The 26473-nt window shown below is 63.1% G+C and carries 23 protein-coding genes; 10 read left to right on the top strand and 13 right to left on the bottom strand.

What is annotated here, in order from left to right:
- Positions 1–4 precede the first annotated feature (4 nt).
- The 3 genes from GTP77_RS11115 to GTP77_RS11105 all read right to left on the bottom strand — a co-directional run bounded on the left by GTP77_RS11115 (position 5) and on the right by GTP77_RS11105 (position 2804).
- Positions 5–1003, bottom strand: a complete 999-nt coding sequence (locus GTP77_RS11115) for an HD-GYP domain-containing protein (protein ID WP_161072230.1) — start codon at positions 1001–1003, stop codon at positions 5–7.
- Positions 1004–1029: 26 nt separating this feature from the next.
- Entirely contained in the window at positions 1030–2208 is a 1179-nt protein-coding gene (locus tag GTP77_RS11110; protein ID WP_161072229.1) for a pyridoxal phosphate-dependent aminotransferase, read from the bottom strand.
- Between the two features lie 158 nt (positions 2209–2366).
- Complete coding sequence (locus GTP77_RS11105) at positions 2367–2804, bottom strand: putative toxin-antitoxin system toxin component, PIN family (RefSeq protein ID WP_161072228.1); 438 nt, start codon at positions 2802–2804, stop codon at positions 2367–2369.
- A gap of 34 nt (positions 2805–2838) precedes the next feature.
- Between GTP77_RS11105 and yaaA the strand changes: the two genes are divergently transcribed.
- Positions 2839–3609, top strand: a complete 771-nt coding sequence (gene yaaA / locus GTP77_RS11100; RefSeq protein WP_161072227.1) for a peroxide stress protein YaaA — start codon at positions 2839–2841, stop codon at positions 3607–3609.
- Between the two features lie 130 nt (positions 3610–3739).
- On the opposite strand, the gene GTP77_RS11095 is transcribed toward yaaA, so the two are convergent.
- On the bottom strand, positions 3740–4561 hold the full coding sequence (locus GTP77_RS11095) for an outer membrane protein assembly factor BamD (protein WP_161072346.1): 822 nt from the start codon (positions 4559–4561) through the stop codon (positions 3740–3742).
- 68 nt (positions 4562–4629) lie between these two features.
- On the opposite strand from GTP77_RS11095, the gene GTP77_RS11090 reads away from it, so the two are divergent.
- Both GTP77_RS11090 and pgeF read left to right on the top strand, forming a co-directional pair.
- Positions 4630–5709: an RluA family pseudouridine synthase gene (locus GTP77_RS11090; protein ID WP_371869351.1), complete on the top strand. Its 1080-nt coding sequence runs from the start codon at positions 4630–4632 to the stop codon at positions 5707–5709.
- On the top strand, positions 5709–6515 hold the full coding sequence (gene pgeF, locus GTP77_RS11085) for a peptidoglycan editing factor PgeF (RefSeq protein ID WP_161072225.1): 807 nt from the start codon (positions 5709–5711) through the stop codon (positions 6513–6515). Before GTP77_RS11090 ends, pgeF begins: the two co-directional genes overlap by 1 nt.
- 17 nt (positions 6516–6532) lie before the next feature.
- On the opposite strand, the gene GTP77_RS11080 is transcribed toward pgeF, so the two are convergent.
- Complete coding sequence (locus GTP77_RS11080; protein ID WP_161072224.1) at positions 6533–6730, bottom strand: hypothetical protein; 198 nt, start codon at positions 6728–6730, stop codon at positions 6533–6535.
- 38 nt (positions 6731–6768) lie between these two features.
- On the opposite strand from GTP77_RS11080, the gene phaC reads away from it, so the two are divergent.
- Positions 6769–8511: a class I poly(R)-hydroxyalkanoic acid synthase gene (gene phaC / locus GTP77_RS11075; protein ID WP_161072223.1), complete on the top strand. Its 1743-nt coding sequence runs from the start codon at positions 6769–6771 to the stop codon at positions 8509–8511.
- Positions 8512–8669: 158 nt separating this feature from the next.
- Complete coding sequence (phaR, locus tag GTP77_RS11070) at positions 8670–9224, top strand: polyhydroxyalkanoate synthesis repressor PhaR (protein ID WP_161072222.1); 555 nt, start codon at positions 8670–8672, stop codon at positions 9222–9224.
- A gap of 96 nt (positions 9225–9320) precedes the next feature.
- On the opposite strand, the gene GTP77_RS11065 is transcribed toward phaR, so the two are convergent.
- Complete coding sequence (locus GTP77_RS11065) at positions 9321–10196, bottom strand: flagellin N-terminal helical domain-containing protein (protein ID WP_161072221.1); 876 nt, start codon at positions 10194–10196, stop codon at positions 9321–9323.
- 132 nt (positions 10197–10328) lie between these two features.
- Here GTP77_RS11065 and rimO point away from each other — a divergent pair, with 132 nt between their 5' ends.
- From rimO to GTP77_RS11045, 4 genes are all read left to right on the top strand, one after another.
- The gene (gene rimO / locus GTP77_RS11060) at positions 10329–11726 is read left to right on the top strand and encodes a 30S ribosomal protein S12 methylthiotransferase RimO (RefSeq protein ID WP_187358684.1); all 1398 of its coding nucleotides are present in this window, start codon (positions 10329–10331) and stop codon (positions 11724–11726) included.
- A gap of 67 nt (positions 11727–11793) precedes the next feature.
- Positions 11794–12960, top strand: a complete 1167-nt coding sequence (locus GTP77_RS11055) for a cystathionine beta-lyase (RefSeq protein WP_161072220.1) — start codon at positions 11794–11796, stop codon at positions 12958–12960.
- A gap of 4 nt (positions 12961–12964) precedes the next feature.
- Entirely contained in the window at positions 12965–13732 is a 768-nt protein-coding gene (locus tag GTP77_RS11050; RefSeq protein WP_161072219.1) for an APH(3') family aminoglycoside O-phosphotransferase, read from the top strand.
- Positions 13733–13747: 15 nt separating this feature from the next.
- On the top strand, positions 13748–14383 hold the full coding sequence (locus tag GTP77_RS11045) for a GNAT family N-acetyltransferase (RefSeq protein WP_161072218.1): 636 nt from the start codon (positions 13748–13750) through the stop codon (positions 14381–14383).
- An 86-nt stretch (positions 14384–14469) separates the two neighbouring features.
- Here the strand turns inward: GTP77_RS11045 and GTP77_RS11040 are convergent, their stop codons facing one another.
- The 4 genes from GTP77_RS11040 to GTP77_RS11025 all read right to left on the bottom strand — a co-directional run bounded on the left by GTP77_RS11040 (position 14470) and on the right by GTP77_RS11025 (position 17879).
- Positions 14470–15678, bottom strand: a complete 1209-nt coding sequence (locus GTP77_RS11040; RefSeq protein WP_161072217.1) for a TonB family protein — start codon at positions 15676–15678, stop codon at positions 14470–14472.
- A gap of 100 nt (positions 15679–15778) precedes the next feature.
- Positions 15779–16198: an STY0301 family protein gene (locus GTP77_RS11035; protein ID WP_161072216.1), complete on the bottom strand. Its 420-nt coding sequence runs from the start codon at positions 16196–16198 to the stop codon at positions 15779–15781.
- Positions 16199–16276: 78 nt separating this feature from the next.
- Positions 16277–17515, bottom strand: coding sequence for a DUF2252 family protein (locus GTP77_RS11030; protein ID WP_161072215.1), 1239 nt, complete (start codon positions 17513–17515; stop codon positions 16277–16279).
- A 1-nt stretch (position 17516) separates the two neighbouring features.
- On the bottom strand, positions 17517–17879 hold the full coding sequence (locus GTP77_RS11025) for a DUF4870 family protein (RefSeq protein WP_161072214.1): 363 nt from the start codon (positions 17877–17879) through the stop codon (positions 17517–17519).
- A gap of 202 nt (positions 17880–18081) precedes the next feature.
- Between GTP77_RS11025 and GTP77_RS11020 the strand changes: the two genes are divergently transcribed.
- Positions 18082–21204 carry a TonB-dependent receptor gene (locus GTP77_RS11020; RefSeq protein ID WP_161072213.1) on the top strand — a complete coding sequence of 1041 codons (3123 nt, stop codon included), beginning with the start codon at positions 18082–18084 and terminating at the stop codon, positions 21202–21204.
- Between the two features lie 58 nt (positions 21205–21262).
- On the opposite strand, the gene GTP77_RS11015 is transcribed toward GTP77_RS11020, so the two are convergent.
- From GTP77_RS11015 to mfd, 3 genes are all read right to left on the bottom strand, one after another.
- A complete protein-coding gene (locus GTP77_RS11015; protein WP_308807717.1) occupies positions 21263–21673 on the bottom strand; it encodes an STY0301 family protein in 411 nt (136 codons plus the stop codon).
- A gap of 146 nt (positions 21674–21819) precedes the next feature.
- Positions 21820–22686: a phosphoserine phosphatase SerB gene (gene serB / locus GTP77_RS11010; protein ID WP_228896462.1), complete on the bottom strand. Its 867-nt coding sequence runs from the start codon at positions 22684–22686 to the stop codon at positions 21820–21822.
- A gap of 4 nt (positions 22687–22690) precedes the next feature.
- Positions 22691–26146 (bottom strand): transcription-repair coupling factor, encoded by a 3456-nt coding sequence (mfd, locus tag GTP77_RS11005; RefSeq protein WP_161072211.1) that lies wholly within the window; start codon positions 26144–26146, stop codon positions 22691–22693.
- Positions 26147–26473 lie beyond the last annotated feature (327 nt).

The raw sequence follows: 26473 nt of genomic DNA, 5'->3' as shown, positions 1-26473 counted from the left end.
GCGCTTACAGGCTGGCCTGCTCGCCCCAGATTTGCTTCATGCTGAAGCGCACGTCTGCCTGGTCTTCGCTGAGGACTTCGGCGATGGCGCAGTCCGGATCGCTGGCGCGGCGCAGGGCCTGGCTCAGGCCGCTGGCGTCGCGCAAGGACTTGCCGTTGGCGTCGCGCAGGCAGTGGATGTGGATCTCCCCGCCGCCGTCGCGCTGCGTCACCACGCCCACCTCGCCGTTTTGCAGGCGCACCAGCGCGCCCGGCGGATACGTGCCTATCTGGCTGATGAACTGGTCCGCCAGCAGCGCGTCGCTGACCTTGGCCGGGTCGCCCAGCAAATTGTTCAGCGCCTTGTCGGCCAGCACCGAACAGCGGTAGTTGCGCGCCGACACTTGCGCGCAATAGCGGTCCGCCAGGCTGATCAGCCGCGCGTTCTGCGTGATCTGCGCGCTGGTGCGGCCTTCGGGATAGCCGGTGCCGTCGTCGTTCTCATGGTGCATCAGCACGCAGGCGATCCACTCCTCGTCGTCCACGCCCGCGTCGCGCAGCAGGTCCACGCTTTCTTCCGGATGGCGGCGCACGATGGACATTTCCTCGCTGGTCAGGCTGGAGTTCTTGTTGAAGGTGTTCTGGTGGCGCAGCATGCCCACGTTCATGGTCAGCGAGGCCGCGGCGATCACCAGCATTTCCTCCTGCGGCTTGCGCATGCGCTGCGCCACCAGCGTGGCCACGATGGCGGTCTCGATGCAGTGCCGCACCGCGTAGGTGCCGGCGATCTGGCTCAGGAAGATGCTGGCCAGCGCCACGTCCTGGTTCAACTGCACCGCCGCCATCACTTCGCGCGCGATGGCGCGCAGTTCGCTTTGCGCGTTCGCTTCGTTGCGCAAATCGGCCAGCAGCTTTTCCAGGCGGCGGTTGGACTTGTTCAGCGCGTTGAGCGCGGAAGGGCGCGCCATGGCGAGGTTGGGTGTGTCGCCCAGGACGATGTCTTTCAGGCTGCTGTACTGGTTCATGGCTCTATCCCTGTGCTGCCGTCTTCTTATATTGCGGCCAGGCGTTCGAGCGCCAGGGCCAGCGTGTCGTCCTTCTTCGCAAAGCAGAAGCGCACAATGCCCGACTCCTTGCCCTGCTGGTAAAACGCGGAAACCGGTATCGCCGCCACTTTCACTTCCGTGGTCACCCATTCGGCGAACTCTGCTTCCGGCATGCCCGAAATGGCGCCGTAGCGCACGCACTGGAAATAGGTGCCGTCGGCCGGCAGCAATTCGAAGCGGCTGCCTTGCAGGCCATTGCGGAAGATGTCGCGCTTGCGCTGGTAGAACGCCGGCAACTGCTGGTAGGGCGCCGGATCGGCCATATAGCTGGCGATGCCGTGCTGCATGGGCGTGTTGATCGAAAAGACGTTGTACTGGTGGACCTTGCGGAACTCCACCATCAGCGCGGCCGGCGCGGCCACATAGCCTATCTTCCAGCCGGTGACGTGGTAGGTCTTGCCGAAGCTGGACACCACAAAGCTGCGCGCCGCCAGCTCGGGGTGGCGGCAGATCGATTCGTGGCGCTGGCCGTCGTAGACCATGTGCTCGTACACTTCGTCCGACAGGATCAGGATGTTGCTGCCGCGCACAATGTCGGCCAGCGCCTGCATGTCGGCCGCGCGCAGCACGGTGCCGGTGGGGTTGTGCGGCGTGTTGATGACGATCATGCGGGTCTTGCCGCTGACGGCGGCCTGCACCTGGCCCCAGGGCACGCTGTAGCCCGCTTCGCCCACGGCCATCTGCACCCGCACGGCCACGCCGCCGGCCAGTTCGATGGCGGGCAGGTAGCTGTCGTAAGCGGGCTCGAGCACGATCACTTCGTCGCCCGGATGGACCGCGCACAGGATGGCGGTGGTGAGCGCCTGCGTGGCGCCGGCGGTGACGGTGATCTCGGCGTTGACGTCGTACTGGTGGCCGTAATGGGCGGCGATCTTGGCGGCGATGGCCTGGCGCAGCACCGGCGCGCCTGTCATCATCGGATACTGGTTGAAGCCGGCGCGCATGGCGTCGCTCACCATGTCGACCAGTTTCGGCTCGCAGGCAAAGTCCGGGAAGCCCTGGCCCAGGTTGACGGCGCCGTGTTCGGCGGCCAGCGCGGACATGCGGGTGAAAACGGTGGTGCCCACCGCCGGCAAGCGGGTGGCCAGGACGGGTGTTTCGGGCAGTATTTGACGGCTGTTCATGGGGCGTGGACGGAAGAATGCGTATGCTTATTCTAGCGCAGCCGCCACCATTCGGTGTTGCTCATCCGCCCACTATTTTCTTGCATGGCGGGTTACGCAGCTCCGCTGCTAACCCGCCCTACGGCCTGCCGCGTGGTGTATCGTAACCCGCCACAGCATTATGCCTCCGGCGTCCACGCCTCCGGCACCATGACCTTGAACATGCCGGCCTTGGCCAGGCGTTTGCCCAGCTTGAGCAGCGCCTTGTCCTTGGTGATGAGGATGGCGGCGCCGGCATCGCGCGCCAGCTCCAGGAATTTCTGGTCGTCGCGGTCGGTGCAGACCGGCAGGCGCACGCCGGACTCGGGCGGCTCCACCACCTTGATCAGCTGGTCGAAGCGCGCCGCGCTCAGCGGGCGGCTGTCGTCGTCCAGCGGCAGGTGCTTGTAGTGCAGCACCACCAGGTATTCGGCGCGGCAGTCGGCCCGGGTAATGGCTTCCACCGCGCCGCTTTCCATCGCGGCCAGCAGGGCGGACCAGCGCGGGTCCTTGAAGACGAACAGGTCGAGGCAGACATTGGTGTCCAGCACGATGCGTTTTGGTGAAACAGGTATCATGTCGGTTCTTGATATGAAGTAATTTTTAAAATCTATGCTGATAGTGCTTTCGCCCGCAAAAAGTCTCGACCTGGAGACCCCTCCGACCACCAAACTGCACACCCAACCCGATTTTCTCGACCATTCGGAACAGCTGATCAGCCGCCTGCGCGATTTCTCGCCCGCTGAAATCGGCGAGCTGATGGACATTTCGGATGCGCTGTCCACGCTGAACGTGGCCCGCTACGCGTCCTGGACCAAGGATACGTCGGAAGCGCGCCAGGCGGTGATGACTTTTAATGGCGACGTGTACGACGGCCTGGCCGCCCGCACGCTCACGCCCAAGCAGCTGGGTTATGCGCAGCAGCGCGTGCGCATCCTGTCCGGCCTGTACGGCATGCTGCGTCCGCTGGACCTGATCCACCCGCACCGCCTGGAAATGGGCACGCGCCTGAGCACGCCGCGCGGCAAGGATCTGTATTCCTTCTGGGGTGACACCATTGCCAATGCGCTGAACCAAGCCGCCGAGGAGCAGGGCGCCGAAGTGCTGATCAACCTTGCTTCCGAGGAATACTTTAAGTCGGTCAAGCGCGCCAAGCTGGGCATGCCGGTGATTACGCCGGTGTTCGAGGACTGGAAGAACGGCAAATACAAAATCATTTCGTTCTACGCCAAACGCGCGCGCGGCCTGCTGGCCCGTTACGCGGCGGTGAAGAACATCACGAATCCGGAGAAGCTGAAGGCCTTCGACGTGGACGGCTACGCCTTCGACAAGAAGGACTCGGACGAACGCACCTGGGTGTTCCGCCGCCGCGTGGCCGACTGAGCTTGGCGGGTTACGGCGTTCCGCCTAACCCGCCCTACGGCCTGCGGCGTTAGCGTTGCGCGTCCCTTGGCCTGCGGCGCTACATATCACGTAGGGCGGGTTAGGCCGCAGGCCGTAACCCGCCAGGCGCTTAGCCCCAGAGTTTCCACCACTGGCGCTCTTTTTTCACGCCTTCGTCGAGGAACTTGCTGTTCGGGTAGTTCTTCTTGAACACGCGCAGGGCGTCATCGTGCATTTGCACGTTGCCCATTTTTTCGTAGCCGCGAATCATGATGAACAGCGCTTCCTCGATGGAAGGCGAGTCGCGGTAGTCGCTGATCACGCCCATGGCGCGGTTCACGGAGGCCAGGTAGGCGCCGCGGCGGTAGTAGTAGCGCGCCACATGCACTTCATAGGAAGCCATCGCGTTAATCAGATACTTCATCCGGTCGATGGCATCCGGCGTATACTGGCTGTCCGGGAACTTGTCGACCAGCGCTTTGAACGCTGCGAAGGCTTCGCGGGTGGCTTTCGGGTCGCGCTCGGTGGGATCCTGTTCGTAGATGAAGTTCAGGAAGCCGATCTGATCGTTGAAGCTGATCAGGCCGCGCAGATAGTACATATAGTCTACGTTGGCATGATTGGGGTGCAGCTTGATGAAGCGTTCCACGGCCGCCAGCGCCTGGGCTTGATCCTGGGCCTTGTAGTTGGCGTAGGCGATTTCCATCTGCGCCTGCACCGCGTAAGTGCCGAACGGATAGCTCGCTTCCAGCTTCTCAAATAACTGAATTGCACGCTCGTAGTGCCCGCCGGCCAATTCCTCCTTGGCCTCCGAGTATAATTTCGTAGCGGACCAGCCTTTGGTTTCATCTGCCTTTTCCGGCAGCAAGCTGCAGCCGGAGAGGCTGAGCACTAAGAAAGTTGCTGCGGTTGCTGCTGTTTTTGCCGCGCTTACCGATAATTTTTTTTGCATGTTGTTTTGCAAGAACGTTTAACCAAGATATGTACAACTGGCTGATTATAGCCGATGGGAATGCTGTGATTTTAACTAATAACGATAATAACGAAATAGACGCCGACTTTGATGCGGACTTCCTGGGCGAAGACGAGGCCAGCGACGCGCTGGCCCCTATCGTACTCGAATTGAGCCCCGAAGCGTGCGGCGAACGCCTGGATAAAGTGATCTCCAAGCTGGTGCCCCAGTTTTCGCGCGGCCGCCTGCAGATGTGGATCGAAGGCGGCTTCGTTACCGTGGACGGCAAGCCATCGAAAACCAAGGCCACCGTGTATGGCGACGAGAAGGTCGTCATCCTGCCGCAGCCGGACCAGGAAACCGAGGCCTTCAAGCCCGAGCCGATGGAACTGGACATCGTCTACGAGGACGAGCACCTGATCGTGGTCAACAAGGCCGCCGGCCTGGTGGTCCACCCCGGCAACGGCAACTGGAGCGGCACGCTGCTCAACGGCCTGCTGCACCACTGCCCGCAGCTGATGGGCGTGCCGCGCGCCGGCATCGTGCACCGCCTGGACAAGGACACCAGCGGCCTGATGGTGGTCGGCAAGACCCTGGCCGCGCAGACCGACCTGGTGCGCCAGCTGCAGGCGCGCAGCGTGAAGCGCGAATACTGGTGCCTGGTATGGGGCACGCCGCAGTCCGGCGGCACCATCAACGCCCCCATGGGCCGACACCAGAAAGACCGCGTGAAGATGGCCGTGTCCACCGGCCTGGGCGCCAAGCCTGCCATCACGCACTACGAGCGCATCGAGTCCGGCGTGCTGGAAGGCCGTCCGGTGAGCATGGTGCAGTGCCGTTTGTCCACCGGCCGCACCCACCAGATCCGCGTCCACATGGCCCACCTTGGCTTCCCGCTGGTCGGCGACTATGTGTACGGCAAGGCCCACCTGACCCACTTCTTCCCGCGCCAGGCGCTGCAGGCGCGCCGCCTGGGCCTGATCCATCCGGCCACCGGCGAGGACTGCGAATGGCGCGTGCCGCTGGCGGACGACTTCGCGGCGCTGCTGGAGCAGGTCGGCATCCATAACCCCGGCCTGGGCGACGTGGGCGGCGACATCGAGGACGACTACCAGGAAGACGACTTCGACTACGGTGACGACGACTGATGACAGCACCCCGAGGCTCCCCGCAATGGCTGGTTCCCGACTGGCCGGGCCTGCCGCCGAATATCGGCGTGCTGGCCACCACGCGGCGCGGCGGCGTCAGCCCCGCGCCCTATGACGACGGCCAGGGTGGAGGCGGCCTCAACCTTGGTATCCATGTCGGCGACCAGCCGCACAACGTGGCGCAAAACCGCGCCACGTTGGCGGCCGAGCTGCCGGACGAGCCGGTCTGGCTGAACCAGGTCCATGGCGTGGCCGTGGCGGACGCGGACAAGGTCCGTCCCGGCCAGGTGCCGACGGCCGACGCCAGTATCGCGCGCGTGCCGAACACGGTTTGCGCTATCCTCACGGCCGACTGCCTGCCGGTGCTGTTCTGCGACACCGCCGGCACGGTGGTGGGCGCGGCCCACGCCGGCTGGCGCGGCCTGGCCGACGGCGTGCTGCAGGAAACCACGCGCGCGATGCGCGAGGCGGGGGCGGGGGAGATCATGGCCTGGCTGGGTGTGGCCATCGGCCCGGTGCGCTTTGAAGTCGGCAACGACGTGCTGCAGGCGTTCCTGAAGCAGGCGCGCGCGTCCGGCGACGCGGCGGCGGAAGCCCTGGTGCAGGCCGCCATCGTGCCTATCGAGATCAAACCGGGCAAATACCTGGCGGACATGTACGCGCTGGCGCGCGCCATATTGCGGCGCGACGGCGTGCTGCGGGTTGCGGGCGGGGAATACTGCACGGTGTCGAATTCCGGCCGTTTCTACTCCTACCGCCGCGACGGCGTGACCGGGCGGCAAGCCACTTTGATCTGGATCAAATGATGTGCGGCCGGAAGGCCTTAGGCTTCGGGTGGCCGCTCGGCGGCTGCACGGGCGGCGCGGGCGCGCTTGCGCCGGCCCGATCCTGTTAAATAGAATAGTATTCCCAAAGGCAACACGCAATACAGCAAAAACGTCATAATTCCAGCAACCACGGTAGGTTCGGTGAATGCCATCAGCACCACCACGTAGATCCAAGCAACAGCGACAATCAGCATAAGCAGTCTCGGTAAAAAACTCTTTTTATGGACTAAACATGAAATTGCCCGATCCTCAAGCCTTTGCCACCTCCTGGACCTCGCAATTCAGCGACCCGGCCCAATGGCAATCCTGGTTCAACATGGTGCCGGACGTCCAGTCCCACCCCATCGGCGCCATCCTGCGCGATGCGGGCGCCACCATCAAGCCTGACACGATCGAGCAGCTGAAAAACGAGTACCTCCAGCAATTCGGCGCGCTGTGGCAGGAAGTCCTGTCCGGCAAGGCGCCGTCGCTGAGCGACCGCCGTTTCTCCTCGAGCGCCTGGCAAAGCAACCCGGTGACCGCATTCAATGCCGCATCATACCTGCTTAACGCCAAATTCTTGACCGCCATGGCCGACGCCATCGACGCCGCGCCGCAACAGAAGCAGAAAATCCGCTTCGCCGTGCAGCAGGTAGTGGACGCCATGTCGCCCGCCAACTTCCTGGCCACCAACCCGGAAGCCCAGCAAAAGCTGGTGGAAAGCAAGGGCGAAAGCCTGACCAAGGGCCTGGCCAATATGCTGGGCGACATGCAGAAGGGCCATATCTCGCTGTCGGACGAGTCCGCCTTTGAAGTGGGCCGCAACCTGGCGCTCACGCCGGGCCACGTGATCTACGAGAACGATTTGTTCCAGTTGATCCAGTACACGCCGGCCACTGCCAAAGTGCACGAGCGGCCGCTGCTGATGGTGCCGCCATGCATCAATAAATTCTACATTCTCGACCTGCAGCCGGAAAACTCCGTGGTGCGCTACGCGGTGGAGCAGGGTAATACCGTGTTCCTGGTGTCCTGGCGCAATCCGGACCAGTCCATGGCCCAGGTGAGCTGGGACGACTACGTCGAGCGCGGCGTGATCAACGCCATCGGCCTGGTGCGCGACATCAGCGGCCAGGACAAGGTCAACGCCTTCGGCTTCTGCGTGGGCGGCACCCTGGTCAGCACCGCGCTGGCCGTGCTGGCCGCGCGCGGCGAGCAGCCCGCCGCCAGCCTGACCCTGCTGACCACCTTCCTGGACTTCAGCGACACCGGCGTGCTCAACGTCTTCGTCGACGAAACCCAGGTGGCGCTGCGCGAGCAGTCGCTCAAGGCGGGCGGCCTGATGCCGGGCCGCGACCTGGCCACCACCTTCTCCAGCCTGCGTCCGAACGACCTGGTGTGGAACTATGTGCAGTCCAACTACCTGAAAGGCAACGAACCGGTGCCATTCGACCTGCTGTACTGGAACTCGGACAGCACCAATCTGCCCGGCCCCATGTTCTGCTGGTATCTGCGCAACACCTACCTGGAAAACAGCCTGAAGGAGCCCGGCAAGCTCACCGTGGCGGGCGAAAAGATCGACCTGTCCGCCATCGACGCCCCGGCCTTCATCTATGCCTCGCGCGAAGACCACATCGTGCCCTGGACCTCTGCCTACAGCTCGCTGAACATCCTGAACCCGAAAAAGCCCAAGGCCAACCGCTTCGTGCTGGGCGCGTCCGGCCACATCGCCGGCGTGATCAATCCGGCCTCGAAGAAAAAACGCAGCTACTGGATCAATGACGAAGCCACGCCCAAGACCGCCAAGGCCAAGCGCGCCGACGCCGACACCTGGCTGCAGGGCGCGGCCGAGCACGCGGGCAGCTGGTGGCCGGAATGGGCCAAGTTCCTGGCCGAGCATGGCGGCAAGGACATCAAAGCGCCCACCCAGCCCGGCAACGCCGCATACCGGCCTATCGAGCCGGCTCCAGGCCGCTACGTAAAAATGAAAGCCGACTAGCGTCTTGGTTGCGTTGCAATAAAACACGAAAGTTATAAGCCAGAACGTGCTGATGAGTTTTTTTCACTCTATAATAGGACTATAAGGCTTGTGAAAAAGCGAACCTGGTTCGCTTTTTTTTCGGATTAACGCGCTGCGGCGCAATACGTGGACTTGTGATGAGTAGTGCAAAAAAAAATGCGGAACGCTTGATCAAGAAATATCCCAATCGCCGGCTGTATGACACGCAGACCAGCTCCTACATCACCTTAACCGACGTCAAGCAGCTGGTGCTGGACAACGAAGAATTCACGGTGGTCGACGCCAAGTCGAATGAAGACCTGACCCGCAGCATCCTGCTGCAAATCATCCTGGAAGAGGAGGCCAGCGGCGTGCCGATGTTCTCCACCAGCGTGCTGGCGCAGATCATCCGCTACTACGGCCACGCCATGCAGGGCATGATGGGTTCCTACCTGGAAAAGAACGTGGAAGCCTTCACCGACATCCAGCGCAAATTCACCGGCGCCTCGCTGGACGGCAAACCGTTCAGCCCGGAAATGTGGACCCAGTTCATGAACGTGCAAGGCCCGATGATGCAAGGCATGATGAATAACTATATCGACCAGAGCAAGAGCCTGTTCGTGCAGATGCAGGAGCAGATGCAGAACCAGAGCAAAAACCTGTTCGGCGCCTTCCCCTTCGTCATGCCGGTCCCGCCCGCCGACAAAAAGTAAGGCGCGTTCCTTTCCCCAAAACAAAAAGGGGTCAGGGTTAATTTTCCGCAGGCGGAAAATTAACCCTGACCCCTTTTTGCGTTTCCGTACTGGCGATTACTGGAGCAGGGAGATGATCAGGCTGCTGACGCTGCTGCTTTGCTTGAGCATGGCGGTGCCGCTTTGCATCAGCATCTGGCTGGCCGTCATGACCGCTGTTTCCTGGGCGAAGTCGGCATCCATGAAGCGGCCTTCGGCGCGCGTGGTGTTCAGGCTGATGTTCTGCAGGTTGGCGTAAGCGTGCTCCAGCCGGTTGGAGACCGAGCCGAAGATGGAGCGGCCCGCCGCGACGCCGTCGATTGCGGCGTTGACTTTGTCTATGGTGTCGCCGGCATTGCCGCCCAGCAGTTCATCGCCCAGCACGGGCAGGGCGGCGATGTTGCCGGCGTTGAAGACCGAAGTCTTCGTCAGGGGCTGGAAGGCGTCTTCGTAGGCGTCGTCGAACTGGAAAATGAAACGTTCGCTGGCGTCGGAACCGATCTGGAAGGAGCGGTCGAAGTCGGTGAAGGTGCCGCCCGGGAACAGGCCGCTTTCGCCGAACACCGTCTCGTGCCAGATGGCGCGGCTGTTGTCCTTGGCCAGGCCGTCGTATTCGGCCTGCATGGCTGCACGGTCGCCCTCGCTATAGCTGCCGTCGGCCGCCTGCGTGGCCAAGTCCAGCATGCGCTGCAGGTTGTTGCCTATGCCCTCGTACAGCGTTTCCACCGACTGCAGCTGCGAAATGCTGTTCTGGATGTTGCGCATCGCCACCTTCATGCCGCTGCTTTGCGCCTTCAGGCGCGTGGCGATCTGCAGCCCGGCCGCGTCGTCCATGGCCGAGTTGATGCGGTAGCCGGTGGCCAGCCGTGTCGCGCTGACGGCCATCTGCCTCTGCGTGGCCGTGGTGGCGTTCAGTGCGGCCAGATTGGCCTGGCTGGTGTGTAAGCTGAGCAAGAGTGCCTCTGGGATGGAATCTTTTACTTAAGGCAATTATACATAAGTGAAGTGCATTTTGGAAACATCTTGCCTGTGCCCGCATAGGGTATAATGGCCGATTGGCTTGAACATTGATCGCTTCCCACTACCATGCAAGAAATCTCCCGTATTCCCAAGGCTGCAACCGCAGCGGCACCCGCCGGCACCGCTCCCAAAGTCGGATTCGTTTCGCTCGGCTGCCCGAAAGCGCTGGTTGACTCCGAACAAATCCTGACCCAGCTGCGCGCCGAGGGTTACGAGACCGCCAAGTCCTACGACGGCGCGGACCTGGTGATCGTCAACACCTGCGGCTTCATCGACGCCGCCGTGCAGGAATCGCTGGACGCCATTGGCGAGGCGTTGGCCGAGAACGGCAAAGTCATCGTGACCGGCTGCCTGGGCGCCAAGAAGGACGGCGACGGCAACGACATGATCAAGACCATCCACCCGAAAGTGCTGGCCGTGACCGGTCCGCACGCGCTGGGTGAAGTGATGGCCTCGGTGCACTTCCACCTGCCGAAGCCGCACGAGCCTTTCATCGACCTGCTGCCGCCGCAAGGCGTGAAGCTCACGCCCAAGCACTACGCCTACCTGAAAATTTCCGAAGGCTGCAACCACCGCTGCAGCTTCTGCATCATCCCGTCCATGCGCGGCGACCTGGTATCGCGTCCAATCGGCGAGCTGATGCTGGAAGCGGAGAACCTGTTCAAGTCCGGCGTGAAGGAACTGCTGGTCATTTCGCAGGACACCTCGGCTTATGGCGTGGACGTGAAATTCCGCTCCGGCTTCTGGAACGGCCGCCCGATCAAAACCCACATGACGCAGCTGACCGAAGCGCTGGGCGAGCTGGCCAAGTCCTACGGCGCCTGGATCCGCCTGCACTACGTCTACCCATACCCGCACGTCGACCAGATCATCCCGCTGATGAGCGGCGGTAATGTGCTGCCTTACCTGGACATCCCGATGCAGCACGCGCATCCGGATGTGCTGAAGCGCATGAAGCGTCCGGCCAGCGGCGAGAAAAACCTGGACCGCATCCTGGGCTGGCGCGCCATGAATCCGGACCTGACCATCCGCTCCACCTTCATCGCCGGCTTCCCTGGCGAGACCGAAGCCGAATTCGAATACCTGCTGGACTTCCTGAAAGAAGCCCAGATCGACCGCCTGGGCTGCTTCGCCTATTCGCCGGTGGAAGGCGCGACCGCCAACGAGATCGCCAACCCGGTGCCGGAAGAAGTGCGCGAAGAGCGCCGCGGCCGCGTGATGCTGCTGCAAGAGGAAATCTCGCGCAAGCGCCTGCAGGCCAAGGTCGGCAAGACCGTGCGCGTGCTGATCGACGAGCTGACCCCGAGCGGCGCAGTTGGCCGTTCCGCTGCGGACGCGCCCGAGATCGACGGCGTGGTCTACGTGAAGAAGCCATACGAGCCGCACAAGAAACTGAAAGTGGGCGAGTTCTTCGACGTGGAAATCACCCGCGCCGACGCGCATGACCTGTGGGGCGAGGCGTAATTATTCCACTGCTGTAAAATCGAAGGCGGACGCGCACAGGCGGTCCGCCTTTTTTCATTCAAGAGCCATGACGAATCCAAAATCCCAGCAGACCGCCCTGATCCACACCGACTATGAAGCGCCGTCCGGCTTCGCAGCCTTCCCGACCGCCATCCACCACGCATCGACCGTGCTGTTCAAGAACGTTGCCGCCCTGCGCTCGGGCGAGTGGCGCGAGAAGAACGCCTATACCTACGGCCTGCACGGCACGCCCACCACGTTTACGCTGGAAGCGCGGCTGGCCGAAATCGAAGGCGGTTTGCACTGCCTGCTGGCGCCGAGCGGGCTGGCGGCCATCGCCATGGTCGACTTCGCGCTGCTGAAAAGCGGCGACGACGTGCTGCTGCCGGATAACGTCTACAACCCCAACCGCGAGCTGGGACGCTGGCTGGCCGACTTCGGCGTCAGCGCGCGCTATTACGATCCGCTGATCGGCGCCGGCATCGCCGCGCTGATCCAGCCCAACACCAAGCTGGTGTGGACCGAGGCGCCGGGTTCGGTGTCGATGGAAGTGCCGGACCTGCCGGCCATCTGCAAGGCCGCGCACGAGAAGGGCGCGCTGGTCGCGCTGGACAACACCTGGGCCGCGGGCCTAGCGTTGCGCGGCTTCGAGCTGGGCGTGGACGTGGTGATGCAGGCGCTGACCAAATACCAGTCCGGCGGCTCGGACGTGTTGATGGGCGCCGTCATCACGCGCGACCGCGCGGTGCACGACCGCATCTCGCAGGCGCACATGCGCCTGGGCATGGGCGTGGGAGCGGACGACACCTACCTGGTGCTGCGCGGCCTGCCGACCATGAAGCTGCGCTTCGAAGCGCACGACAGGGGCGCGCGCAAAGTGGCGGCATGGCTGAAGGCGCGTCCCGAAATCACCAAGGTGCTGCACCCCGCGCTGGAAGACTGCCCGGGCCACGACATCTGGAAGCGCGACTTCAGCGGCGCGGGCGGCCTGTTCTCGGTGCTGTTCGACGAGCGCTACACCGAAGCGCAGACCGACCGCTTTGTCGACGAGCTGAAACTGTTCGGCATCGGCTACAGCTGGGGCGGCGCCAACAGCCTGGCGGTACCGTACCGCATCCAGGCCATGCGCCAGGACTGGCAGCACGGCAAAGGCATCCTGGTCCGCTTCAACATAGGCCTGGAAGACCCGGACGACCTGATCGCGGACATCGAGCAGGCGCTCGGTAAGCTGTAAGCGCATGCGGCCGCCAGCGATTGCCGGTTTTATCGGAAACGCCGCGCTGCGGCGCGATAAGATTGGCGAATCGCCGTGCCAGGTGCACAGCTTCAAGCGCGGCAAGGAGCTGTTCTACCTGAAGGCATCCCCGGCCGTGTACGCGCCCACCACCTACAGCGTGCAGCGCGAAGCCGCCATCCTTGGCTGGCTTGCCGGGCGGCTGAACGTGCCCGAAGTGGTGCTCACCGCCAGCAGCGATACGCACGAATACATGATCACGCGCGCCGTGCCGGGCGTGCCGCTGTCCGCGCGTGTGGAGGCCGGGCAGCCCGTGATCGAACTGTTCCTTGAAGCGCTGCGCCAGGTGCAGTCGGTGTCCGCCGCCGGCTGCCCATTCGACGCTGGCGCGCATTTCCGCTTGCGCGAACTGGACTACCTGCTCGACAAAGGCCTCATCGACGAGGAATACGACCTTACGCCATGGCCCGGCCTCGCCACGCCTCAGGATCTCGTGGCGCGCCTTCATGCCACCATCCCCCAGGAAGACCTGGTCTTCGCCCACGGCGACCTGGGCGACAGCAATGTCTTCGTCGATCAGCACGATCAATTGCACTTCATCGACTTTGGCCGGGGAGGGCTGGCCGACCGCTGGATGGACATCGCCTTCGCCCACCGCAACCTGCGCGAGGACGTCTCCGAGCAGGCAGCCGCGCAGCTCCTGCCCGGCCTGGGCCTGCCCGACGCCCCCTCAAAGCGTGAATTCTTCGAGCAGCTTGATGAACTCTTCTAACAGAAAGAACCGAGAATGAACGAGATCGATTTGCCCTTGCTGGAACGCTGGCTGACCGGCTGGAGCCTGTCCCGTGGCGTGCCGCTGCCCGTCAGGGAAAATGGTGGCTTGAGCGTCGAAGTTGGCATGCCACTCCAATTGCGCCGCCATGTTTTCCTCGACGCCGGACCTGCGCTGCAGGCATGTGCCGACAAAATACATGCCCCTCTCATCTACCTGAAGGCGCCGGTCGAACCCGCCGTCCTGCGTGCTGCACTGCCGGCCCGCTGGGTCGTGGAAGACCCGGGCTACCTGATGCTGGGACCCGGTGCGATGACCAGGCACGTAGAACTCCCCCCCGGCTATGCCGTCGAAGAGTCAGCTGAACACGGCGCCAAGCTGGTGCGGGTCATGCACATGGATGGCGAAGTAGCCGCCTCAGGCCGAATAACCACGGACAAAGGCTGCGGCGTATTCGATCAGATCATCACCTCCGAATTCCATCGCCGCCGTGGCCTGGGCACGGTCGTTATGCAGCATCTGGATGCGATAGCCAGGCAGGCAAATGTGACGGAGCGCCTGCTGGTCGCGACGGAAGAAGGACGAGGCCTTTACACGAGCCTCGGCTGGCGGCTGCTCGCGCCATGGAGCACGGCCGTCTTGCCGAGCTAAATCAATATTTCAGTAGGCGTGCGTATGACCAATTCGGATTGGACGCGAGTCACAGATGAAAGCTACAGCAACGTCGAAGGGCCTTTTTAATGTGTAAGCGACTGCGTGTTCGCACTTGGATCCGCTTGTAGCGCCTTTTGCAGCCAGGCCTTGGCTTCGTCGGGCGTTGGTGCTATCGCAGCGAGACGCCGCATCGCAACCGGGTCGCCTCCCGCTGCCGAAAGTCGCAGCAGCTTGTCGGCTTCTGTTTTGTCTACAGCGACGCCGGTACCCTCCAGGTACAACGATGCCAGCAAGGCCTCCGCGCGCGGTTGGCGCTGATCGGCGGCCTTGCGCAGCCAAAACGCCGCTTGCGCCGGATTTTTTTCAACGCCCGAACCCAACAAATAGCACTGTGCAAGCCTGAGTTGTCCCAAGTCGTCTCCGGCCTGGGCCGCTTGCTGATACCACCCTGCAATCGCTTGGTAGTCCGGCTGTGGTTCTGTCTGTGCGGCGAGCGCGTCGCCCAACGCGACCTGTGCTTCGTGGTTGCCTTGGTCGGCCGCTTTCCTGAGCCAAGGAATCGCTTTGGCAATGCTGGGCATGACGCCGACGCCGTTGACATAAGCCATGCCAACTTCATATTCGGAGTCCGCATGACCCAGTTGCGCTGCGGACATGAAGTAGCTCAAGGCCTTGGGTTGGTTCATCGGCAGTCCCCGGCCGTGCCACATCGCGTCCGCCAATTGATAGATCGCGCCAGCGTGTCCGCGTTCAGCCGCATCACGGAACATTGGGATTGCCTGCGTATCATCAGCAAGTTCCGAACGGATGTCTAGCGCCAGCTGAAAATAGGCATCGAGGTCGCCGTCAACGGCTTTGCGCTGGTTGCGTAACATCTTCTCCGTCGGATCGGAGTAACCCCCAGGCATGATGAAGTTATACTTCACTTGTATCCACCTCGCTATGGGAAAACCATTGACCAATCTTGGTTTGAATTGGCATCTCCGGATACCAAAGCTTGCAGCTCTGTCGAGCGACTCATACTTACTCGACTTACGAACGAAGGTATCGATTACTTTCCCCTCATCGCTGACAAGGAAGGCGAGCGTCACTTCGCCCCTCAGATTCCCGTTCGACCTTTGATGTGGCCAAATGGGCTTGTCGCAGCGAGAAAGTTCCTCCGAGCTCGCCACCTCGATGCGTTCAGACGCTACCGCAGTCGACGGATGGGCGTACAGGGCAGTTGGTGTGAGTGCCGATATCATGAGAAAACCAGATATCAGGCTTTGATAGGTTTGATTCTTGGGCAGCATGGTTACCGTTGGTTGTTATATGGTTGGCCTTAGCCGTAGCCACGAAGAATAGCATCTTGTTGGTATGGAAAAATGCGCGGATTCTCACGGGCAAGCCGCCTCAAGAGCACGTCAGCGACTGCAAATGCCCCGGTGGCGGGCCGTCGCTCTGGTCGTAGCGGGCCACGCAGCGGGACACGTGGGTGTCGAGTTTGCGGGCGAGGACGACGGTGGTGTCGCGGTAGGCGCAGCCGATCCAGAATTCCGGGGCTTGCTCGTGCTTGATGCGCCACTGCGTGATCAGGCTTTTGCCCTTGGAACTCTCGTCCGGCGTGACTTGCACGGAGTCGCTGGGATGGCCGGAGAAAAGTTGAGCGTGCTCGAGCTTGTATTCTGCGGCGCCGCCTACTGGTTCCCATCCTTCGGCGGTGGTGACAGTGGTGGACGCCAGGATGGCGGGCGGGCACACGATTTCTTCTTTCTGGGCTCGCGCGCCGCCGGTTGCCAGCGCGGCGCAGAGCATTGCGGCTGCGTGTTTCATGTCGCCTCCCGGTTCCACGAGAACTTCCATGGTAGGGCGCAGCGGCAGCGCGCGTTTAGATGAAGATCAAGCTACCGTTCAGTACATGGGCTCGCCCCGCGCCACCGCCGCGTCGAAGTCCTGCCAGTCCTGCCTGGCCTTGGCGGCGTAGCTGTCCGCAAAGCGGGTCAACTCGGCGAGGAAGCCGCCCAGGCTGCTGACGGCGCGGTGGATCTGGCCGGCGATATCGGCCGAGGCCGCCGGGCTGGCGAGGTTCTGGCCGGCCAGGGCGTGGGCGGAGGCGAGCGCCATGCCGAGGCTGGCTGCGGCTTTGTTCAGCTCGGCTGCGGTGGTGATGTCTTCGTACTTGAAGTCTTTATCGGTGGGCGCTTTTTCGTGTACGTTGAAGGGCAGGCCGCCGATGGTGGCGTAGCCCGCGAGCGGGTCGGCGCCAGGCAGCATGGCTTGTTGCGCCAGGGCGATGCGCCGGCCTTCGTGGCCGCCGCCGGCTGCTTCCGGCAGCACGCCGGGGCTGGCTTGCGCGACGGCGCTGGCGATGGCTTGCTTCAGTTCGAGCAGTACCTGTCCGTCGGCTCCGCCGCGCAGCAGCGCGTAGTAGCGCAGTTTGCCGAGGCTGCCCATGCCGGCGCCGAAGCGCTGGCGCACGTCCATCACCTCGTAAAACCCGGCAGGCTTGCGCAGGGATGGCGCGATGCCGGCGACGTAGCCGGGCATGGCGGCGACAAGCTCATCGATTTTGGCTTGGCTTGGCGCGCCGGTGTTCTTGTCCTGGAATTTGGCCAGCAGTTCGCCGCGTTCGCCCTTGGCGCCTTTCTTGATGATCTTTTGAACGATGCCGCTGGTGTTGTCTTCGCTGAGCCGGAATGCCTGTGCGGCGCCGGGGCTCTGGAACTGCTCCATGCAGGCCAGGTAGGCCGTTGCCATGGCGGCGATGGCGGCGCGCCGCTCGTCCGGTTCCAGCGCGGTGGCGTAGGGGGCCAGCAGCAGCCCTACGGCGAGCCGCCGCAGGTCCCACAGGTATTGGCCGGGATAGGCTTCGTCGAAGTCGCTGACGGCGAAGACCTGGCCGCCGCCGGCGTCGCGCATGGAGCCGAAGTTGGCCGGGTGAGCGTCGCCCGCCAGCCAGCAGCGACCGGTTTGCGCGTTGGTGTAGGGCGACGAGGGCAGGGCGGCCATGTCGCGGTAGAACAGGTGGGCGGTGGCGCGGAAGAAGGGATACACATCCTTGCGCATGCTCGCTATCTTGAGCTCCAGGTCGTCCCGGTTGCTGTCCCTGAACTGGCGGTTGTGCGCCAGGATCTCCTGCGCCGCCGTCATGTCAGTCCGGCATGGGCCGGTTCTCGTTCAGGTCTTTGATGCCGCGTATCAGACGATAGGCCGACCACAGCCAAGCCACGACCCAGATCGGCACGGCCAGCACCAGTCCGATGAAGGTGGCGGCAAAGATGATGCCTAGCACGAACCAGACCATATACCACCAGAAGGTGCGGATCTGCCAGCTGTGGTGGCTGTAGACGAAAGTGCCTTCGGTGGACGGCCGCTGCACGTAGTTGATGATCAGCACCAGCAGCGACAGCGTGCCGACCGAGAATACAAATGCCACGCCGTGCAGCAGGTAGAGCCACCAGGCGGTGTTCTTGGCCGATTCCAGCCGGTTGTCCAAAACGATGTCGCTTGCCATGCTTGCTCCTTGCAAAGTTGATATCGCAGTGTAGCGAATTTTTCAATCTTTTGACACACATCTCCCCACCAGCCGCGTGAGCTGCCTGCCCCAATTAGTCACATTGTTGACAATTTCGATTAAACGTTTACGCATATTATCGATTTTGTAAGGCGCATTTCACCTTGCTAGCCCACTACAAAAAATATGAGGAGACCTAGGCATGGCATTGAATAGCATTACCCATCAACTTATCCGGCCTACCGCGTGTGCGGCCGCAGTGGCCAGTGCGCTGGCGTTGCTGGCGGCGCCTGCGGCATACGCCCAGGAGGCCCCGGCGGCAAGCGGCAGCGTCGTCATTGTGTCCGGCACGCGCCAGTCGGTGGCCAGCGCCATCGACCGCAAGAAGAACGCCAGCACCGTGGTCGATTCCATCGTGGCGGAGGACATCGGCGAATTCCCCGACAAAAACGTGGGCGAGGCGCTGTCGCGCGTGACCGGCGTGCAGCTGTCGCGTGACTTCGGCGAAGGCTCGCAGGTCAATATCCGTGGCGTCGAGGCGAACTTGAACCGGATCGAGATCAACGGGCTGTCGGTGCTGAGCACCAACGGGACGGCGGGCCGTGGCGCGGAGCTGCGCGAGCTGCCGGCCGAGCTGATCAAGTCCATCGACGTGTTCAAAGGCGTGACCGCCGACCAGACCGAGGGCGGTATCGGCGGCACGGTGAGCATCAAGACCAATATGCCGCTGGACTTCAAGAAACGCACGATGGTGGTCAAGCTGGAAGGCGAGCGCAGCACCAACCGGGGCGGCGCGCAGCCGCGCGGCAGCCTGCTGTGGGCCGACAAATTCCTGGATGGCCGCTTGGGCCTGATGGCCAACCTGGTGTATGACAAGGTGTTCACGCAGAACGACTACGTCCGCAACAGCAACTGGCGCTATTTCCGCGACTGGGACCAGTCGCCGGAAAAAACCAACACCAGCCTGAACCCGCGCGCTGCCGCCGTCGGCTCGAAAGCCGGCTGCGCCGCCCTGGGCACGGCAGCCGACCGCACCGCCTGCGACAGCCAGTGGTTCGATTACTCGCCCGGCGTGCCGCGCTACGGCATCTGGACCCGCGACCACGAGCGTTCCAGCGCCGAGCTGACCGCGCAGTACAAGGTGGACAACGACCTGAACGTGTGGGCACGCTACAACAAGAACGACCAGAAGCAGAAGCTCAACGACCGCAACTATGTGACCGATTTCGGCGCCATCAAGCGCTTTTCCAATAGTGGCGTGGCGCCGGTGTATGGCGCCAACGGCGCGCCGCTGGGCACGCCCGCCGCGTCCTGCGCCGAACCTCCCACCGGCGTCACGCCGCCGGGTATGAGCTTCACCAACCACGTGATGACGGGCTTCACCGCTGGTAGCTGCGTCAACGTGCCGGGCGAGGGCGCGTCTTACAACTTCAATACCGCCGCGCGCGACTTTGCGCTGAACATCAACTCGGACTACAAGTCGGCCGGCTTCAACTACAAAAAAGGCGCGTGGTCCGCCGAGGGCCTGGTGGCCAAGACCAGCTCCTTCTATGAGCTGCACACCAACAACATCGTGCTGGACGCGAACATCCCCGGCCTGCAGGTGAAGTTCGACGAGCAGGGCTTGCCGAAATTCGTCTTCCCGGCCAACTTCGACCCGAACAAGAGCAGCAGCTACACCCGCATCCGCTCGAATTACCAGCCTTCGTTCACCGACAATACCGAAGACCAGGTCAAGCTGGATCTGAAGTACCGTCCGGACCTGCCTTTCCTGACCACGCTGCACTTCGGCGGCCAGGGCCGCAAGTCCACCTCCGAGCAGTACCGCTGGACCGGCTATATGGCCAGCGCGGGCGCCGATCCAAACAGCACGGCGGACGACATCATCGTGCGCAGTCCGGAAGTGACCCACGAGATTATCTTCGACCCGCTCAACACCAGCGGCGTGCTGCGCAACGGCGGCGCCGTCATTCCGGGCAGCGGGCTCACGGCCAACAACACCACGCGCTATGTGACCGCGCCGCAGATGGCCACGCTGGTGGACGCCATCCGCACCAACACGCCGGGCACCTTCCTCAACGGCTACGATGGCTTGAGCGGCTATCCCACCGGCTGGATGGCGCCCAGCTTCGCCAACTCGGCGCAGTTCTTCGACCTGAGCCGCTACAACCACGACCTGCTGCGCGAATCCATCGGCAGCGATGGGAAGATGTACAAGATGCCGCCGCAGTTCGCCGTGTCCGAGCGCATCAAGGCCTTCTACCTGCGCGCCGACTTCGAGCATGAGCTGTTCGGCGTGGCCTGGGACGGCAATGTGGGCGTGCGCTACGCGGGCACGGAAACCAACGCCACCGGCTTGCGTTCCTACCGCATCTACACGCTCAATCCGTCCAGCGGCGCGCGCGTGGAGACCGTGCTGAAGAACGACATCGTCACCGTCAACAACAAGTACAACGACGTGCTGCCGAGCTTTAACCTGGCAGGCTGGCTGGTGCCGGACACGCTGGTGGCGCGCCTGGGCTGGGGCAAGGTGATGTCGCGGCCATTCATCGACCGCCTGACGCCGACCGTCAACTGCATCGCCAACAGCGGCCAGTCGCAATTCGGCGGCGACGGCAGCGCGGACGACTGCACCGGCGGCAACGTCAACCTGAAGCCGTTCCGCGCCACGAACAAGGACGTGAGCGTGGAATGGTATCCATCGCGCGACTCGCAGCTGTCGCTCGCCTTCTTCCGCAAGGACATCGCCAGCTACATCCAGAACGACGTGGTGCTGCCGAACCAGGACGTGTTCGGCGACGGCAGGCTGTGGGATCTGAAGACCTCGATCAATAGCGAAGGCGCGGTGACCAAGGGCTGGGAACTGGCCGGCCGCACCGCGCTGACCATGCTGCCCGGTGTACTGGGCGGGCTGGGGCTGGACGCCAACTACACCCGCATGTCCTTCGCCTACGCGCCGGGCAAGGAGCTGCTCAACCCGCTGGACAACACGGTGCTGCCGTACCCTGGTATGTCGCGCAACAGCTACAACGTGGGCATCTGGTATGACAGGGGACAGTGGAACGCGCGCCTGGCCTACAACTACCGCGACGCCTACTACACCGGTTCGGTGGACGCCAACGCGTCGCTGCCGGTGTACGGCGAAGCGGTGGGCTTCCTGGACGCGAAGATCCAGTACCGCGTGAACGACAATCTGACCATCTCTTTCGAGGGCAAGAACTTGTCGGATGAAGCGCAGTACCTGAACTCCGGCTCCACCTCGCGCCGCAACGAGATGGCCTGGTCCGGCCGCCGCTACTTCGTGGGCGCAACCTACAAGTTCTAAGACCTGCCTATGCGCCCGGGCGGTCTAGCTTTCGCCGCCCGAGCGCATGCTGCCTGTGTCAGGAGCACTCGATTGTTTGCAGGCGCCCTGGCGGCGGACCTTTGTTGCGCTTGTAGCGGATCATGCAGGTGGAATATTTTCGGTCCAGCTTGCGGACCATGGTGAGGGCTGTGTCTCTGTAGCTGCAGCTTATCCAATAACCCTGCTGGGCTTCCGGTGGCAGCTGCCACCTTGCCGTCAGTGTGGTTTTGCTGGAAGCCTCGTCAGGCACGAGCGCGGCCTCTTCGCTGGGATGACCGGAAAAAATCTGCGCATTTTCCAGCGTATGCTCATGTCTTCCGCCGGCCGGCTGCCACTCTCGAACAGTCGGGGCCGAGGATGTGACCATGATGGTCTGAGGGCACACTATGCCCTCCGCATGAACCGCACTGAGGCCTGTCCATGCAACGGCGAACGCCGCAGCGCGCATAAGGCCTGTATCATTCATTTGATAGCTGGGGCTAAATGCATTCGGCCTCCTGTATGTGAGGAGGCCATGGTAGTTTGCCCAATGTGAAGCCGTATTGTGCTTGGTCAAATCCGGTCGCTACTGCTGCAAGGCCAAGCCCTGGCAGCTTAGGCCAGCAGGTTGAGGATGCCGTCCAGGCCGACGAAGTTCAGGGCTACGCTGGCTTGCTCGCGCACCACCGGCTTGGCGCGGAAGGCGACCGACATGCCGGCGACACCCATCATCTTCAGGTCGTTGGCGCCGTCGCCCATCACGATGGCTTCGCCGGTGCTGATGCCCAGCTTGGCGCAGCATTCTTCCACGGTGCGCTTCTTCACTTCCGCGTCCACGATCTCGCCCAGCACTTCGCCGGTCAGCTTGCCGTCCACGATTTCCAGTTCGTTGGCTAGCGTGTAGTCCAGGCCCAGGCGCTCTTTCAGGCGCGACGTGAAGAAGGTGAAGCCGCCCGATACCAGCAGCGTTTTGAGCCCTGCGCGCTGGACGGCGGCCAGCATGGCCTCGGCGCCCGGCGACAGCTGCAGGCGCTCGGTGTACACGCGCTCGAGCGCGGACGCGTCCAGGCCCTTGAGCAGCGCCACGCGCTTGCGCAGGCTGGCCGAGAAATCGAGCTCGCCGCGCATGGCCGCTTCGGTGATCTCCGATACCTGCGGCTTGAGCCCCTGCATGTCGGCGATTTCGTCGATGCATTCGATGGTGATGAGGGTGGAGTCCATATCCATGGCCACCAGCTTGAATTCGTCCAGCTTGTGCACACCCATCATATAGGTGGCGTCCAGCTGGGCCGCGTGGGCCGCCACTTCGATGGTCTGGCGCAGCGCCACCGAGTAGGTGATGCCTTCGCAGCGAATGGCGGTGTCGGAAATGCGCACCACGCGCTGCGGCGCGGTCAGGGCCGCAATGCGCTCCAGGCGCGGCATGCAATCGCCCAGGCCTTGCAGCACCAGGTTCATCGTGTGGTTGTTTTGGGTCTTCATCGGATCAGGCTACCAGTTGTTTAATTGCGGTCTTGATTTGCGTGACGCGCGCCGACAGGTCGGGCATGTTCGCTGTGATCTTGAGTTTGTCCTGCCCATTGAGCTTGATCTGCTTGTTCTTCTGGATCAGTGTGATGATGCGCATCGGGTCGATGGGCGGCTTGGGCATGAACTGCAGCGTGGCGGCTTCGCCGTGCGCGTCGATCTTGACGATGCCCACCGTGGCCGCGGCGATGCGCAGCCGGTGCGTTTCGATCAGCGCCTTGGCCGGCTCGGGCAGCTTGCCGAAGCGGTCTATCATTTCCTCCTGCAGGTCGTCGATCTTGTCCTGCTCCTTGCAGTTGGCCAGGCGCTTGTAGATGGACAGGCGCTCGTGCACGTCGCCGCAGAAGTCGGCCGGCAGCAGGGCTGGCACGTGCAGGTTGATCTCGGTGGTGGTCGACAGCGGCGCCGCCAGGTCCGGCTCCTTGCCGGCCTTGAGCGAGCGCACCGCTTCGTTCAGCATGTCGGTGTAGAGCTGGAAGCCCACCTCCAGCATTTCACCGGACTGGTTCTCGCCCAGCACTTCGCCCGCGCCCCGGATTTCCAGGTCGTGCATGGCCAGGTAGAAGCCGCTGCCCAGTTCTTCCATCTGCTGGATGGCGTCCAGGCGGCGCTGCGCCTGCTTGCTCAGGCTTTGCACGTCGTTCACCAGCAGGTAAGCATAGGCCTGGTGATGGGAACGGCCCACGCGGCCGCGCAGCTGGTGCAGCTGCGCCAGGCCGAACTTGTCGGCGCGGTGCATGATGATGGTGTTCGCGGTCGGCACGTCGATGCCGGTTTCGATAATGGTAGTGCACAGCAGGATGTTGTAGCGCTGCGCCACGAAGTCGCGCATCACCTTTTCCAGGTCGCGTTCATGCATCTGGCCGTGCGCCACGGCGATGCGCGCTTCCGGCAGCAGCTCGGTGAGCGCGGCCAGGCGGTTCTGGATGGTTTCCACTTCGTTGTGCAGGAAGTAGACCTGGCCGCCGCGTTTCAGCTCGCGCAGGCAGGCTTCGCGGATTACGCCCTCGTTCTCGCTGCGCACAAAGGTCTTGATGGCCAGGCGCTTCTGCGGCGCGGTGGCGATGACGGAGAAGTCGCGCAGGCCTTCGAGCGCCATGCCCAGCGTACGCGGAATCGGCGTGGCGGTCAGGGTCAGCACGTCCACTTCGGCGCGCAGGGACTTCAGCGCTTCCTTCTGGCGCACGCCGAAGCGGTGCTCCTCGTCGATGATGACCAGGCCCAGGCGCTCGAACTTCACGTCGTCCGACAGCAGCTTGTGGGTGCCGATGACGATGTCCAGTGTGCCGTCCGACATGCCCTTGATGGCTTGCGCGATCTCTTTGCCGGTGCGGAAGCGGGACATTTCGGCGATGCGCACCGGCCAGTCGGCAAAGCGGTCGGCGAAGGTTTGCGCGTGCTGTTCGGCCAGCAGCGTGGTCGGCGCCAGGATGGCCACCTGCTTGCCGCCCATGACGGCGATGAAGGCGGCGCGCAGCGCCACCTCCGTCTTGCCAAAGCCGACGTCGCCGCACACCAGGCGGTCCATCGGTTTGCCGGAGGTCATATCCTTGAGCACATTGCCGATGGCGGCTGCCTGGTCCGGTGTTTCGTCGAAGCCGAAGCTGTCGGCAAAGCGCTCGTAGTCGTGCGCCGAGTATTCGAAGGCATGGCCCTGGCGCAGCGCGCGGCGGGCGTACAGGTTGAGCAGCTCGGCGGCGGTGTCGCGCACCTGTTCGGCGGCCTTGCGCTTCGCTTTTTCCCACTGGCCGGAGCCGAGCGAGTGCAGCGGCGCGTCGTCCGGCGAGGCGCCGGAGTAGCGCGAGATTACGTGCAGCTGGGACACCGGCACATACAGCTTGGTGTCCTTGGCGTATTCCAGGTGCAGGAACTCGGTTTCGCCTTCGCCCAGGTCCATGCTGGTCAGGCCCATGTAGCGCCCGATGCCGTGATTGATGTGGACCACCGGATCGCCTATCTTCAGCTCGGACAGGTCGCGCACCATGGACTCGACCTGGGTGACGCCTTCCTGCTTTTTCTTGCCCGCACGGCGGCCGGAACCGGCGTATAGCTCGGTCTCGGTGATGAATACGAGCTGGCCTTGGTCTGCGGACCATTCGAAGCCCGCGTGCAGCGGCGCCACGCCCAGCATCAGCTTCGCGTCCGACTGCAGGAAGCCTTCGTAGCCTTCCACCGGCGCCAGCGCCAGGTCGAATTCGCCGAAGTACTGCTGCAGCGTTTCGCGGCGGCCGTTGGATTCGGCGCAGATCATCACGCGGCGGCCGCTTTGCAGCAGGTAGGCGCGCAGATTGGTGAGCGGGTCGTCCAGGTGGCGGTTGACGGCGATATTGGGCACCGGCGCCGAGATTTCGGAAGCCTGTCCCAGGTCTTCACGCGAGATGCTGATGCGCGCATGCGGCTTGGCCAGCGTAAAGAACTGTTCGTCGCCCAGAAATATGGCTTCCGGCGCCAGGATGGGGCGTTCGCGGTCCGACTTCAGGAAGCGGTAGCGCGACTGCGTGTCCAGCCAGAAGCGCTTGATGGCCGCGTCGATGTCGCCCACCATGGCCAGCGTGGAACCTTCGGGCAGGTAATCGAACAGCGTGGCCGTTTCGTCGAAGAACAGCGGCAGGTAGTACTCGATGCCGGCCGAGGCGATGCCGCTGCTGATGTCCTTGTACACCACGGAGCGCGAGGGATCGCCCTCGAACTGTTCGCGCCAACGGCTGCGGAAGGTGGTGCGGGCCGCTTCGTCCATGGGAAACTCGCGGCCGGGAAGGAGGCGCACCTCGTTCACCGGGTACAGCGAGCGCTGGGTGTCGGCGTCGAAGGTGCGGATGGTCTCGATGGTGTCGCCGAACAGGTCCAGGCGGTAGGGCAGGGCGGAGCCCATCGGGAACAGGTCGATCAGGCCGCCGCGCACCGAGTATTCGCCGGGCGACATCACCTGCGTCACGTGGGTGTAGCCGGCCAGCGTGAGCTGCGACTTCAGCTTGGCCTCGTCGAGCGACTCGCCCTTTTTGAAGAAGAAGGTGTAGGCCGCCAGGAAGGACGGCGGCGCCATGCGCACCAGCGCCGTGGTGGCGGGGACTATCATCACGTCGCACTGGCCGGTCTGGATCTCGTGCAGCGTGGCCAGGCGCTCGGACACCAGGTCCTGGTGCGGCGAAAATGCGTCGTAGGGCAGGGTTTCCCAGTCCGGCAGCAGGTGGCAGCGCAGCTTTGAAGCTGTGCCTTCGCCTGCGAACCAGGGGATTTCGTCGAGCAGGCGCTGGCCGTCGCTGGCGTTGGCGACGATCACTGCCAGCATCTGGCCGCGCGCCTTCAGTTCAAGCGCGGCCTGCGCCAGCGCGTGCGCGTCGGCGGAACCATGCAAAGTGGGGAGCGCAAAGCGGTTGCCTGGCTTGGGGAGTGCTTTTTTTAAGTCAAAGGACATCGATGACATCTATGAACGGTTGAGCGCGGGACCCGTCCCCGCACGCTCCGGACATTATAGACGATGCCACTCGAGGGCGTGGCTACTCTGGCGGGTTACGCACTGCGTGCTAACCCGCCCTTGTATTATTCCATCTGCCCCGAAAACGGAACGTCGGGGCAGAGCAACTGGATGCCGTACCCGCCCTTGGTCGCCAAGATCGTGATGTAGATTTCGCAGCAGTTGCTCTTATTCCATTAAAGATCGAACAGTATCTTTGGCCCGGCGTGCCGTGAGCCCGCATTTGCAAGGTTGATCAGGAGAAGAGTAATGTTGTGTCTTGGTATA

Origin of the sequence: Pseudoduganella aquatica (assembly GCF_009857595.1) — a bacterium.
In the GTDB taxonomy this organism is placed as follows: Bacteria; Pseudomonadota; Gammaproteobacteria; order Burkholderiales; family Burkholderiaceae_D; genus Rugamonas; species Rugamonas aquatica_A.
Note: the sequence above shows the minus strand (reverse complement) of the source record. Positions and strands in the feature narration are given on the sequence as shown.